This window comes from Pseudomonas sp. G11, assembly GCF_029457515.1.
GTDB lineage: Bacteria > Pseudomonadota > Gammaproteobacteria > Pseudomonadales > Pseudomonadaceae > Aquipseudomonas > Aquipseudomonas gorinensis.
In genome coordinates, this window is sequence record NZ_CP120377.1 from 4742379 (window position 1) to 4754729 (window position 12351).

Consider the following 12351-nt stretch of genomic DNA (forward strand, 5'->3'; position numbering starts at 1 on the left):
TTTTCCTCATCAGGCGTGCCGTGGGGTACGTTGCCCCGGCGAATTCGTGGTCGATCAGCAGGGAGTGGCGCAGCCTTTGCGGGCGTACCACCACCAGGTCACGACAATGCAGCTCAGGTAGAAACCGACAAACATGTAGAAGGCCATCGCCGGGCTGCCGGTGGCGGCCATCGAGGTGCCGAAGGATTTGGGAATGAAGAACGCACCGAAGGCGCCCATGGCCGAACTGAAGCCGAGTACGGCGGCGGATTCCTTGCCGGCATCTTTGAGCGCTTGCTCGCGTTCGGCGGCGGATTTACCGGCGCTGGCCTTTTCGTGCTGGGTGCGGAAGATCACCGGGATCATGCGGAAGGTGGAGCCATTGCCCACGCCGGTGGTGATGAACAGCAGCATGAACATGCCGAGGAAGCCATAGAAGCTGCCGCCCTGGCCGTTTTCGGGCAGGAAGTGCAACACACCGAACACCATCACGATCATCAGCACGAAGTTCCACAAGGTCACCCGTGCACCGCCCAACTTGTCCGCCAGCCAGCCGCCCAATGGGCGTACCAGTGCGCCGACCAGAGGCCCGAGGAAGGCGAATTTCAGCGCTACCACATCGGGGAACGAAGTCTTGATCAGCAGGGGGAACGCCGCCGAAAAGCCGATGAACGAACCGAAGGTGGCCAGGTACAACCAGCACATCAGCCAGTTGTGCTTGCGCTTGAAGATCACCGCCTGCTCGCTGAACGAGGCACGGGCGCTGGACAGGTCATTCATGCCGAACCAGGCCGCCACGGTGACGGTGAGGATAAACGGCACCCAGATAAAACCGGCGTTCTGCAGCCAGAGTTGACTGCCATCCGGCAAGGTTTGCGGTTGCCCGCCGACCAGGCCGAACACGCCGAAAGTGATCACCAGCGGCACGCAGAACTGCATCACCGACACCCCAAGGTTGCCGAGGCCGGCGTTCAGGCCCAGGGCCGTGCCCTGCTGCGACTTGGGGTAGAAGAAGCTGATGTTGGACATGCTCGAGGCGAAGTTGCCGCCGCCGAAACCGCACAGCAACGCGATCAGTACAAACACGCTGTAGGGGGTGTTGGGGTCTTGCACCGCAAAGCCCATCCAAAGCGATGGCAGCAGCAGCGATGCGGTGCTCAGGGCGGTCCAGCGGCGGCCGCCAAAGATCGGCACCATGAACGAGTAGAACACCCGCAAGGTCGCGCCGGACAGGCCCGGCAACGCCGCCAGCCAGAACAGCTGGTCAGTGGTGAACGTAAAGCCGATGGCGTTCAGGCGCACGATCACCGTGCTCCACACCATCCACACGGCGAAGGCCAGCAACAGCGCAGGGATCGAGATCCACAGGTTGCGGGTGGCGGTCTTCTTGCCGCTGGCGCCCCAGAACGCGGGGTCCTCAGGGCGCCAGTCGTGGATCACCGGCCCCGAGCCGGGCTTTTGCGCGATGGACATGTTCATTCTCCTTGGAGACGTTGGGCGGTTTTGCCCAAAAGCGGTTGCTTGCGCATTTCGCTGAAGTACATCCAGGTCAGGGACACCCAGACCACGCCGTACATCAACATGAAGCAGGACGAGCGCACGCCGGTGAGGTCCACCAGGGCGCCAAACAGAATCGGCAGTACAAAGCCCCCCAGCCCACCGGCCAGGCCGACGATGCCGGACACCGCGCCCATGTTCTGCGGGTAGTCATTGGCGATGTACTTGAATACGGAGGCCTTGCCGAACGCGAAGGCGATGCCCATCACGAACAGCAGCACGGTGAACAGGGTGGCGTTGAGGCCGATATGGAAATCCAGGGGGCCGTTGACGGTCTGCACCTGCAATTGGGTCTGCGGGTAGCTGAGCAGGAACAGGCAGATCCAGCTCACCCACAACACCCACCAGGTCACGCTTTGCGCGCCCCAGCGATCCGACATCCAACCGCCCACCGCACGCAGCACGCCACCCGGCAGCGAGAAACACGCGGCCAGCAGTGCGGCGCTTTGCAGGCTGAAACCGTATTCCTGCACGTAGTACTTGGTCATCCATAGCGCCAGGGCCACGTAGCCGCCGAACACAATCGAGTAGTACTGGCAGTAGCGCCACACGGCCGGGTCTTTCAGGCACAGCAACTGCTGGCGCAGGGTCGCGCCGCCGGCACTGCGGTGCGCCTTGTTTTCGCTGGTGAGAAACCAGAACAGCAGCGCGGTGATAAACAGGATTGCGCCGAACACCTTGGGCACCAGGTGCCAGGTGCCGAGGGCGATCAGCGCCGGGGCCAGAAACTTGGTGACAGCGGCGCCCGCGTTGCCGGCGCCAAACACCCCCATGGCGAAGCCCTGGTTGTCCTTGTCGAACCATTTGGCAACGTAGGCGATGCCCACCGAGAACGAGCCACCGGCCAGGCCGACGAACAGGCCCAGGACCAGGAACTGCCAATAGGCGGTGGCGTAAGTGATCAGGTACAGCGGCAACACACACGCGAGCATCAGCAGGAAGAACACGATGCGCCCGCCGAAACGGTCAGTCAGCAGGCCCAGCGGCAGGCGCACCAGGGAACCGGTCAACACCGGCGTGGCGGCCAACAGGCCGAACTGGGTTTCGTTGAGTTGCAACAGCTCTTTGATGGGGACGCCCAACACGGCGAACATCATCCACACCATAAAGCAGACGGTGAAAGCCAGTGTGCTCATGCCCAGCACCAGGCCTTGTCTTATACGGGGTTGAGTCACGGTACGCGCTCCAGAAAGTGATTCCATGAGCGCAGGTTAGGGGCGACCCCCCCTTGGAACTTGACGCAGATCAACGTCCGCCTGGGGGGTATCGGGCTATGCTGGCCCCACCTACCTCTAAGGAGGTAGTTCGAACAACAAGAGAAAGTCTTTATTTATCAATGGATTGGTCTCTTGTGCCGGTGTTTTCCCGTGGGAGGGTTTGCCGGCAATTCTTTAGAGGTAGTGCGCCAGGGATTGCGGTGTTCCAGCCCTTTTTGCCCTTTTTGGTGCCGCCATGCAGACGCCCCCCCTCCTTCGATTACGCCGCCGTGTTTAGCTGGCTGCGCAGTTCCCTGCCCGCCCGCGCCGGCCTGGCCGTGATCCTGATCGCGATCCTCGCGCTCGCCAGTTCCTTGAGTGCCGGCTTGATCGCCTGGTTCAGCCAGGGCGACGCCGCCGCGATCAATACCGCAGGCTCGGTGCGCATGGAGACCTACCACCTGAGCTGGAAGCTCGCCGCCGGCGCACCGGCCGACGAGATCGACAGCATCACCCAAAGCCTGCAAGGGCGTCTCGATAGCCAGTCGCTCAAGGCCGTGCTCGAAGACGGCCCGCGCAGTGCGTTGTTGCAAAGCTACCAACAGATCCAGCAACGCTGGCACGACGACCTGCGCCCGGCCCTGGCACGGGGTGACGCCGCCCTGTTCCAGGCCAGCGCACCGGGGTTCGTCGAGCAATTGAATCAATTCGTCAGCCTGTTGCAGCAACAGAGCGAACACAAACAAGGCTGGCAACAAGGCATCCAGGGCCTGGCGCTGTTCAGCACCCTGATCATCCTGTTGATCGGCCTGTATGAACTGCAATACGGCGTGGTCAACCCCTTGCAGGAGCTGGTGCAGGCCACCCGGCGCTTTCGCGACGGCGACTTCAAGACCCGGGTCAACCACCGTTCCGAGGATGAACTGGGGCAACTGGCCCTGAGCTTCAACACCATGGCCGAAACCATCGAAGCCTCCCACCGCACCCTGGAAAGCCAGGTGCGCCTCAAGACCCTCAACCTGCAACAGGCCAACGCCGCCCTCGAGTTGCTCTACCAGAGCAGCCGCAGCCTGGCCACGCGCCTGGCGAATGCCGAGGGCCTGGATGAACTGATCCGACGCTTCCAGAAGCGCCTGCCAGGGCTGCGCCTGTCGCTGTGCCTGCAAGGCCACTTCCTCGCACCGGCCCAGCAGATGCTCGCCCTGCATGGCGGCGACAGCCGCAACGTCTGCGCCATCGGCGACTGCGCGACCTGCCAGAAACACAAGGTCGCGCCGCCCCAGGTGTTCAGCATCAGCAACCAGGGCTCGGAACTGGGCGAACTCAAGGCCCACTTCATCGACGGCCATGCGCCCCAGGACTGGGAGAAACAACTGATCCAGGCCCTGGCCAACCTGATCGGCACCTCACTGTCCCTCAAGCGCCAGCGCGAGCAGGACCACCGCTTGCTGCTGCTCGACGAACGCACCATCATCGCCCGCGAACTGCACGACTCCCTGGCCCAGGCGCTGTCGTACATGAAGCTGCAAGTCAGCCGCATGCAAACCCTGATCCGCCGCGGCGAACCGGTGGAGACCCTGGCCACCGTCACCGCCGAGCTGCGCGACGGCCTGAACAATGCCTACCGGCAACTGCGTGAGTTGCTCACCACCTTTCGCCTGCAAATCCACGATGCCGGGCTGGTGCAGGAACTGCAGGACACCGCTGAAGAGTTTTCCCGGCGCGGCGAATTCCAGGTCCACCTGCACGTCGACGCCCTGGCCTTCCAGCTATCGGCCAGTGAGCAGATCCACTTGCTGCAAATCACCCGCGAAGCCCTGTCCAATTGCCTGCGCCACGCCCATGCGCAAAACGCCTGGCTGCAACTGCGCCAGGAGGGCGAGACCGTCAGCCTGTGCATCGAAGACGACGGCCGTGGCTTTTGCGGCGACGTCGATCAACGTGAACACCACGGCCTGACCATCATGGACGAGCGCGCACGCAGCCTGCACGGCCAACTCGACATCGGCCCACGCGAGCCCCAGGGCACGCGCGTGCAATTGCGTTTTCACCCGGAATTCCTCGGGCAACCTCTACAAGGCACCCACGCATGAACACACCCACTCGCCACCGCATCCTGCTAGTCGACGACCACCCGATGATGCGCCACGGCATGCGCCAGATGCTGGAACTGGAAGACGACTTGCAGGTAGTCGGCGAGGCCGGTAATGGCCAGGAAGCCCTGGACCAGATCGACACGCTGCAACCGGACCTGGTGCTGCTGGACAACAACATGCCGCAAATGAACGGCCTGGAAACCCTGCGCCGCCTGCGGGCCATGAACTATGCGGGCAAGGTGTTGCTGTTTACGGTGTCCGACGCTGAAGACGATATTCGCGATGCCCTGCGCCTGGATGCCAACGGGTACCTGCTCAAGGACATGGAGCCGGAGTTGGTCGTCCAGTTCATCCGCGATGCCTTGCAGGGTGCCTTGGTGATCAGCCCTGGGTTGACGCGGGTCCTGGCCCAGGCCCTGCGCTCGCCGCAACCCCATGCGGCGGTGGAGTTGACCGAACGGGAGCGGCAGGTGTTGAAGACGATTGCCAGTGGGCATAGCAACAAGGTGATCGGGCATAAGTTGGGGATTACCGAGGGGACGGTGAAGGTGCATGTGAAGAATTTGCTGCATAAGTTGGGGTTGCGGTCGCGGGTGGAGGCGGCGGTTTGGGCGATGGAGCATTTGCGGCAGGCGGGGTGAGGTTTTTTTTCGGGGGGGTTGAGTACATATCCGTTGCTGCGGTAACGGCGGCTGGCGGTTCCGCCCTTACGGCGGGTCACTTTGGAAAAGAGCCCTGTATGGACCGGACACATGGTGGACACATGTGCGGGGACATGGTTGACACATTATGGACCATAGTCAGGTTTGCTCACGTCGATCGTTCGTAGGAAGTGATGGCAGAAAAACACGTCAAACAGTCCATCACCTTCAGTGTTGGGCCGTATTGCGATGTGATGCCCAGCCAAACCTTTGGCGATGCTGAAGTAGCGTTTCTGAAAACGAAAACGGCTGTGATAAGCCTTGGCTAATACGTCGTCCGGTCCGTACTCAAAGGTTGGTAACTGTTGCGGATAAGCCCATGGGCTGGCTCTATACCGGTCCATAGGCACCTTGTAGTCCAGTGCCTGATGGGGCCGTTGCAGGTTATAAACATCACGCCACCGATCAAATGCTGCTTGAGCTTCCTTGAGCGTGGAAAACTGACGCCCTTCAAGTACTTCGGCCTTGAGTGAGCGATGGAAACGCTCAATCTTTCCATTGGTTTGTGGGTGGTAAGGGCGGCTGAAACTGATCCGAATACCCAGACGAATCAACCAGATACTCAGCTCTGTGATTTCACCAGGGTTACGTGGAGAGCCCCAAGGCGGTCCGTTATCAACGTTGATGCGAGCCGGTAATCCGAAGCGCTGGAATACCTCGGTCAACCTTTCTTTCACCGTGGCTCCACGCTCGTTATCACAAGCTTGAATAGCCAAACTGAAACGTGAATGGTCGTCCAGTAAAGTCAGGGGATGGCATCTGCCTTCTTGCGTCGGGAAATGCCCTTTGAAATCCATCTGCCAAAGATTGTTGGGCGCCTCGTGTTCAAACCTCAGCTTTGCCTCTTGCTCCTTCGTAGTCGGCTGAATCAGCCCGTGCCGGTGCAGGACATTGGTAACGGTGCTGGGAGCAATCTGCTTTTTCAAGAGGCTGCTGATCGTGCGCCCACCCCATGCTGGATGGTCTTGTCTGAGCGCTATGACCTGCGCTTCCAGGGCCGGCGTGGTCAGCTTGGGGCTGGTAGCCGGTTTTCGGGATTTATCTTGCAGCCCTGAATGGCCGAGCGTCGCGTAGCGGTTAAGCCACTTGTAAGCCGTCTGCGGACTGATACCGAACCGTCGGCATAGTTCTCGTTTGTTGCTGCCGGGTTGCCCTGCTAAGGCAACAAACTCTTCTTTCAGGCTCATGGCATCTCTCGTGTCCCAGGGCATGATGGCTTTCCGGCGAAATTGGCTCGCCGAAAAGTGTCCACCATGTCCCCGCACACCCGTCAACCATGTGTCCGGTCCATACAAAAAGAGCCCCAAAAGTAACCAAAAGGGCTCTTGCCCCACCACTCGGTGCCTCGCCTAGGCTCGGCATGCCCGAACGAAGGCTTGAATCCGTGGGCCGCCGTCATGGGCCATCCCTGGCCCAGGACGGCTAACCCGGCGTCCTGCCGGGTTACCCACGGATTCAAGCCTGCGTTCGGCCAGCGTGGTTTAACGGGGCGCCTAAGATCAAGATCAAAAGCCAGAGCAAAGCCAGAGCAAAGCCAGAGCAAAGCCAGAGCAAAGCCAGAGCAAAAGCAGAATGAGGTCTACCTGACCTATGGAGATCTCTGACCTGTGGAGAACCAAATGTGGGAGGGGGCTTGCCCCCGATAGCGCCGGGTCAGTTAACAAATAAGTGGCTGACACGCCCTCATCGGGGGCAAGCCCCCTCCCACATTTTTTACCGAGTACACCAGGCACAACACCGGTCGGGTCTAAGGCAGCAAAAGACAGCGCAAAACCAGGCCGAGGTCTACCTGACCTATGGAGATCTCTGACCTGTGGAGAACCAAATGTGGGAGGGGGCTTGCCCCCGATAGCGCCGGGTCAGCTAACAAATAAGTGGCTGACACTCCCTCATCGGGGGCAAGCCCCCTCCCACATTCCCAACCGAGTACACCAGCCACAACTCCGGTCGGCTCTAAGGCCGCCGCGCTTTGGCTTTTGATCTTCGGCGCCCCGTTAAACCACGCTGGCCGAACGCAGGCTTTGGAGCGTGGGTAACCCGGCAGGACGCCGGGTTAGCCGTCCTGGGCCAGGGATGGCCCATGACGGCGGCCCACGCTCCAAAGCCGGAGTGAGGGCACACCGAGCCTAAGCGAGGTGCCGAGTGGTGGGGCACAGACCTTTTGGTTACTTTTGGGGCGTTTGCCAAAAGTGACCCGCTGTAAGAGCGGAACCATAGGTGGCCGTTACCGCAGCAACGGATATGTACCCGGTCTAATCCAAAAAAATGGTCGGCCCAAAGGCCGCCATCGGGGGCAAGCCCCCTCCCACACTTAACCGAGTACACCAGCCACAACTCCGGTCGGTTCCAGGACCGCAAAAGCCAGAACAAAACCAAACCGAAATTTACCTGATGGATGCAGATCCAAATGTGGGAGGGGGCTTGCCCCGATACAGTGGGTCAGCCACAGATGCATCAACTGACACGCCCACATAGGCTCACAACCCCCGCAAGAGGTACCCCCACAGAGGCATATCAACCCCGCGCCAAGCCCCCTACGCTACCCCATTGCGGAGGCCCAAACATGCTCACCCATCCCCACATTGTCCTCACCCTGCGTCGCCATCACCTGTTCAGCCAGCTCCCGGAAAAAACCTTCCAGGACGTCTGTACCCTGGCCAGCCTGAAGCGCCTGCCCAACCACACGCCACTCATGCACCAGGGCGATGCCGCAGACCGTTTTTTCCTGCTGGTCAGCGGTCAAATCAAGCTGCACCGTGTCACGGGTGAAGGCCAGGAACACCTGGTGGAAGTCATCCAGCCCGGCCAGACCTTTGCCGAAGCCCTGCTGTTCACCCAGGCCAAGGCCTATCCGGTGAGCGCCACCGCGCTCAAGGACAGCGTGCTGGTCAGCATCGAAGGCCAGCATTACCGCCGCGCCCTGGAGGACCAGCCAAAAATCTGCCTGGCGATCCTGGCGAGCATGAGCATCCACCTGCACCAACGCCTCAAGGACATCGACACCCTGACCCTGGCCAATGCCAGTCGCCGGGTGATCAATTTCCTGTTCCAGGAGCGCGATGCCGTCAGCGGCGAGGTGGTCTTGCAAGTGCCTAAGCGCTTGGTGGCGTCGAAGCTGGGTATCCAGCCGGAGACCTTTTCAAGGATCCTGCACCGGCTGGTGGAAGGCGGGATGATCGAGGTGCAGCGGCGTACCATTCGGATCGTGTGTGAAGAGCAACTGATGAGCTACCAGGCCGGCTGACTCAATGGCCGCTGTGGGCCATGCCCGCTGGCTGTTGCAATAGTGCCAGGTCGATCTCGGCAAAGCGCAACACGTGCCCGCCGGTGTCCGTCGCGACCTTCTGCGCCTTGGCCTCATCGGCAAACGAGGCCAGCACCACGCCCATTGCCCCCTTGAGACCGGTGCCGATCACGTAAAAGGCGCTGCGGGCGTCGATCAGGTGCATATCATTGGGCGAGTCCCACGGGCTGCGGCCCATGTCGTGCACATACAGCTTGGCGTCGTCATGGTGGTTCTCCGGTTGCAGCCACCAGCCGAGCATTTCGGCGGTGGAGCAGAATTTCTTCACCGCGCCCTGCTCCACCACCTGCCCCTTGGGCCCGGGGAATTCGTTGATAACCATGCCGCACACGTGGCACTCATCGTTGGGATGAAATGCCACCGGCGCGTCACTGAAACTCGACGCCTGTTCCTTATCGCACGCCGTCAGCAGCAAACCGACCAGCAAGGCCGTCAGTACCCGTGTCTTGAAACCCATATCACTTACTCCAGCCGTCAAAAAAATCGTCAAGCGCCGCGGCGCAGAAACATCCCATAGGCCAGCGCCAACGGCCCGGCCACCCAGGCCAACAAACACGCCCACAGGGCCTGCGGCGGTACGTCGAGGTCCGTGCCCAGGGCCATGACCCCGATGGACTGTGTGCCCGTGCCGAAGCCGGACAGGTTGATCAGCCGATACACGTCGGTAGGGTTGAGCAGCAACAGCCAGGGCAACCCCTGCGGGTTGAACTGGCCCTTGCCGACCACCAGCAGGGCCAGCAGCGCCAGGTCGAACACCAGCACAAAGAAAAACCACACGCCCAGGGCCAGGCCGGCAGCCGTGGATTTTTCCGCGCAACGGCTGCTCAGGGCATAGGCCAGGCCGAGAAACACCCAGCCCAATAACGTCGAGGTCAGCATGAAACGGCCAAACGCCCAGAGCAGCACGCCGAGTTCGACGTCATCCACCAGCAGCGCGATGGCAAGCATCGCGCAGCCAAACCCGAGCACCGTGGCCAATGCCAGGATCAGGCCGTGGCCGACAAACTTGCCCAGCAGGATTTGCCCGCGTCCCAGGGGATAGGTGAGCAACAGCAACAAGGTGCCGCTTTCGTCCTCGCCGACGATGGCGTCATAAGCCAGCAACAACGCAATCAGCGGCATCAAGAAGGTCGCCAGGCTGGCCAGGCTCGCGATGGTCGCGGCAATCGAGGTGAAGCCCAGTTGCCCGGCGGCGGCGGCCCCCAGCCACGCAATACCGATGGCCAGCACCGCGAACAACAGGCTGATCGCCAACAGCCAACGGTTGCGCAGGCCGTCGCAGAACTCTTTGCGCGCCATGTTCCAGACCGGGCTCATAACGCCGCCTCCTGTGCCGTGATCTGGTGGCTGTTCATGTAATGGCGGTAAAGGTCTTCGAGGGAAGGCGCGAGGATTTCCACATCGCTGGGGCTGTCCTCGGCCAGCAACTGGCGCAGCAGTTCCACCTTGCTGCCGTTGCACGCCGCCACTTGCAGCCCTTCGTCGCCCCAGGGCCGGGTCACATGGCCGGCGGCGCTCCAGCGTTGTTGCAGCACCTCGACACGCTGCAAACCGCTGCCGCGGATCAACGTCGGCAAGCCGGCCTCGGCACGCAGTTGTGCCAGGCTGCCCAGCGCCAGCAGGCGGCCCTGGGTGAGGATCGCGGCGCGGTTGATATGCGCTTCGACCCCCGGCAGCACGTGGGAACACAGAATGATGCTGGTCCCCGCGGCGCGCAGGCGGTCGAGCAGGCGATACAGGTCTTGGGTCGCGAACGGATCGAGACCCACGGTAGGCTCGTCGAGCAGCAACAGGCGCGGCTCGCCGAGCAGGGCCTGGGCCAACCCCAGGCGCTGGCGCATGCCTTTGGAATAGGTCTTGACCCGTCGCGTGGCGGCCGCTGTCAGGCCGACGTCCTCCAGCAGGCTGTCGACCTGATGCATCGGCGCGCCCTTGAGCCGGGCAAAGTGGCGCAGGGTCTCCACGCCACTGAGCTGCGGGTAGAACGTGACGTTTTCCGGCAGGTAACCGAGCCAGCGGCGCACGTGGGGATCACTCGGTGCACGGCCGAACACCCGCACCTGGCCGGCACTGGCGCGCAGCAGGCCGAGGACCAGTTTCATCGCAGTGGTCTTGCCCGCGCCGTTATGCCCGAACAGCCCCAGCACTTCGCCGGGGGCCAGGTTCAGGTTCAGGCCGTGCAGCACCGTGGCACGTCCATAGCGTTGGCTGACGCCGTCGATCTCGACCACGTTCATCAGACAGGTTCCTTATGTGAGGGGGCTTGCATCAGGGGGTGGCTGTCCATCACCCCCGGCGACTTCATCACCGGGAACGCGCGTTGCACCCAACGCAGCAACTCGATGCCGGGGCTGTTGAGCAACAGGCGCACCTGGGGGTAGAGCCACAGCAGGCGGTCGACGTTGTCGTTGGGCTCGTAGGCCACGTCACCCAGGCCATCGCCGTTGCGGTCCCAGCCCAGGTAGTCGCTCCAGTAGTTGCCCCGCCCGTCCGCCGACCATTCCTGCAAGCGGCTGGCGACGTACTTGACCTGACGCTGGTTGTCGACAAACGCGTTGCCGGCAATGCGGTTGTCTTCTGAGCCGGCGGTGAGGTGAATGCCCACTGCGCTGCGCGCGAAGCGGTTGCCTTCGATGCGGTTGAACAGCGAGTTATAGATAAACAGCGCCTTGCCTTCGCCGCCGGCAATCATGGTGTCGCCGGTGGAGCCGTCGCGCACATCGGTAACGACGTTGTCCTGCAAGGTGGAATAAGTGATGTAGTTCATCAGGATGCCGTAGTTCTGGTCCTGTTCGGAGCGGTTGCCGGTCACCGTCAGTTGGCGGCTTTGCATCAAGGCATAGCCGGTGCGTGTGCGGCGGGTGGTGTTGCCCAGTACCCGGTTGTCGTTGGAGAACATGTAGTGGATGCCGTAGCGCAGGTCTTGCAAGGTGTTGCCTTGCAGCAGGTTGCCGTTGGAGGTGTCGATGTAGATGCCATCGCGGGTCTCGCGCACCTGGTTATCAATGACCCGAGCGCCGTGCACGGCATACAGGTGGATGCCGTTGCCACGGTCCTGGGAGCGGATCGAGGGGTCACCCTGGATGCGGTTGTCGAGCAGGCTGACGTCCGCGGTGCCGTCGACCCAGATGCCAAAGCCCGGGCCCTGCAGGCGGTTGCCGCGCACCTTGGCGCGTTGGGCGTCGGCCTGGATGAAGATGCCGGCGTTCATGGCGGTGAGGTCACGGCCCCAGTCGAGGAAGGTGCAGCCCTCGACGCTGACATCCGGCGCGCCGATGAGCAGGCCGTTGCCCTGCCCTTCAGCCTGGAACACGGCGCCGGGCGCGCAGGTCAATTGCAGCGGTTGGTCGATGCGGAACGCGCCCCGGTATTCGCCGGCAGGCAGGCGCCAGCGGTCGGGGCCGTCGGCTTGCAGGGGCAAGTCGGTGATGGGACGTACGGCAGCGTTCACCCCGAACGAGAGCAGTGCGAGCCCTATCAAGGTGATGAGTGATCGAGCCACAGTGATGTCCTTAAAC

General features: G+C 62.0%; 10 protein-coding genes. 3 read left to right on the top strand and 7 right to left on the bottom strand.

Translation table 11 applies throughout. The annotated features are described in order from the left end of the window. Positions 1 to 54: 54 nt before the first annotated feature. Both P2T68_RS21720 and P2T68_RS21725 read right to left on the bottom strand, forming a co-directional pair. Positions 55 to 1452: a NarK family nitrate/nitrite MFS transporter gene (locus tag P2T68_RS21720; protein ID WP_024075029.1), complete on the bottom strand. Its 1398-nt coding sequence runs from the start codon at positions 1450 to 1452 to the stop codon at positions 55 to 57. 2 nt (positions 1453 to 1454) lie between these two features. Beyond that, positions 1455 to 2711 (bottom strand): nitrate/nitrite transporter, encoded by a 1257-nt coding sequence (locus P2T68_RS21725; protein WP_024075028.1) that lies wholly within the window; start codon positions 2709 to 2711, stop codon positions 1455 to 1457. A 311-nt stretch (positions 2712 to 3022) separates the two neighbouring features. Here P2T68_RS21725 and P2T68_RS21730 point away from each other — a divergent pair, with 311 nt between their 5' ends. Together P2T68_RS21730 and narL are read left to right on the top strand one after the other, a co-directional pair. Then, a complete protein-coding gene (locus P2T68_RS21730) occupies positions 3023 to 4825 on the top strand; it encodes a HAMP domain-containing protein (RefSeq protein WP_102625549.1) in 1803 nt (600 codons plus the stop codon). Then, positions 4822 to 5469 carry a two-component system response regulator NarL gene (gene narL / locus P2T68_RS21735; RefSeq protein WP_024075026.1) on the top strand — a complete coding sequence of 216 codons (648 nt, stop codon included), beginning with the start codon at positions 4822 to 4824 and terminating at the stop codon, positions 5467 to 5469. The genes P2T68_RS21730 and narL overlap by 4 nt, the downstream gene beginning before the upstream one ends. Positions 5470 to 5615: 146 nt before the next feature. Here the strand turns inward: narL and P2T68_RS21740 are convergent, their stop codons facing one another. Then, complete coding sequence (locus P2T68_RS21740; protein ID WP_024073683.1) at positions 5616 to 6740, bottom strand: IS481 family transposase; 1125 nt, start codon at positions 6738 to 6740, stop codon at positions 5616 to 5618. Between the two features lie 1352 nt (positions 6741 to 8092). Between P2T68_RS21740 and P2T68_RS21745 the strand changes: the two genes are divergently transcribed. Beyond that, positions 8093 to 8773 carry a Crp/Fnr family transcriptional regulator gene (locus P2T68_RS21745; protein WP_024075025.1) on the top strand — a complete coding sequence of 227 codons (681 nt, stop codon included), beginning with the start codon at positions 8093 to 8095 and terminating at the stop codon, positions 8771 to 8773. A gap of 1 nt (position 8774) precedes the next feature. Here the strand turns inward: P2T68_RS21745 and P2T68_RS21750 are convergent, their stop codons facing one another. Genes P2T68_RS21750 through P2T68_RS21765 form a run of 4 tightly spaced genes read right to left on the bottom strand, consistent with a single transcriptional unit; the run spans position 8775 to position 12341 of the window. Next, positions 8775 to 9290 (bottom strand): nitrous oxide reductase accessory protein NosL, encoded by a 516-nt coding sequence (locus tag P2T68_RS21750; protein WP_277378262.1) that lies wholly within the window; start codon positions 9288 to 9290, stop codon positions 8775 to 8777. A gap of 29 nt (positions 9291 to 9319) precedes the next feature. Then, entirely contained in the window at positions 9320 to 10150 is an 831-nt protein-coding gene (locus P2T68_RS21755; RefSeq protein WP_024075023.1) for an ABC transporter permease subunit, read from the bottom strand. Then, positions 10147 to 11070 (bottom strand): ABC transporter ATP-binding protein, encoded by a 924-nt coding sequence (locus P2T68_RS21760; RefSeq protein ID WP_150293719.1) that lies wholly within the window; start codon positions 11068 to 11070, stop codon positions 10147 to 10149. The genes P2T68_RS21755 and P2T68_RS21760 overlap by 4 nt, the downstream gene beginning before the upstream one ends. After that, positions 11070 to 12341, bottom strand: a complete 1272-nt coding sequence (locus tag P2T68_RS21765) for a nitrous oxide reductase family maturation protein NosD (protein ID WP_277379768.1) — start codon at positions 12339 to 12341, stop codon at positions 11070 to 11072. Before P2T68_RS21765 ends, P2T68_RS21760 begins: the two co-directional genes overlap by 1 nt. Positions 12342 to 12351: the final 10 nt, after the last annotated feature.

What these genes read in the sequence shown, in the direction of transcription:
- P2T68_RS21720 (WP_024075029.1), bottom strand. Translation starts at nt 1,452, where the DNA reads ATGTCCATCGCGCAAAAGCCCGGCTCGGGGCCGGTGATCCACGACTGG.
- narL (WP_024075026.1), top strand. Translation starts at nt 4,822, where the DNA reads ATGAACACACCCACTCGCCACCGCATCCTGCTAGTCGACGACCACCCG.
- P2T68_RS21740 (WP_024073683.1), bottom strand. Translation starts at nt 6,740, where the DNA reads ATGCCCTGGGACACGAGAGATGCCATGAGCCTGAAAGAAGAGTTTGTT.
- P2T68_RS21745 (WP_024075025.1), top strand. Translation starts at nt 8,093, where the DNA reads ATGCTCACCCATCCCCACATTGTCCTCACCCTGCGTCGCCATCACCTG.
- P2T68_RS21750 (WP_277378262.1), bottom strand. Translation starts at nt 9,290, where the DNA reads ATGGGTTTCAAGACACGGGTACTGACGGCCTTGCTGGTCGGTTTGCTG.
- P2T68_RS21755 (WP_024075023.1), bottom strand. Translation starts at nt 10,150, where the DNA reads ATGAGCCCGGTCTGGAACATGGCGCGCAAAGAGTTCTGCGACGGCCTG.
- P2T68_RS21760 (WP_150293719.1), bottom strand. Translation starts at nt 11,070, where the DNA reads ATGAACGTGGTCGAGATCGACGGCGTCAGCCAACGCTATGGACGTGCC.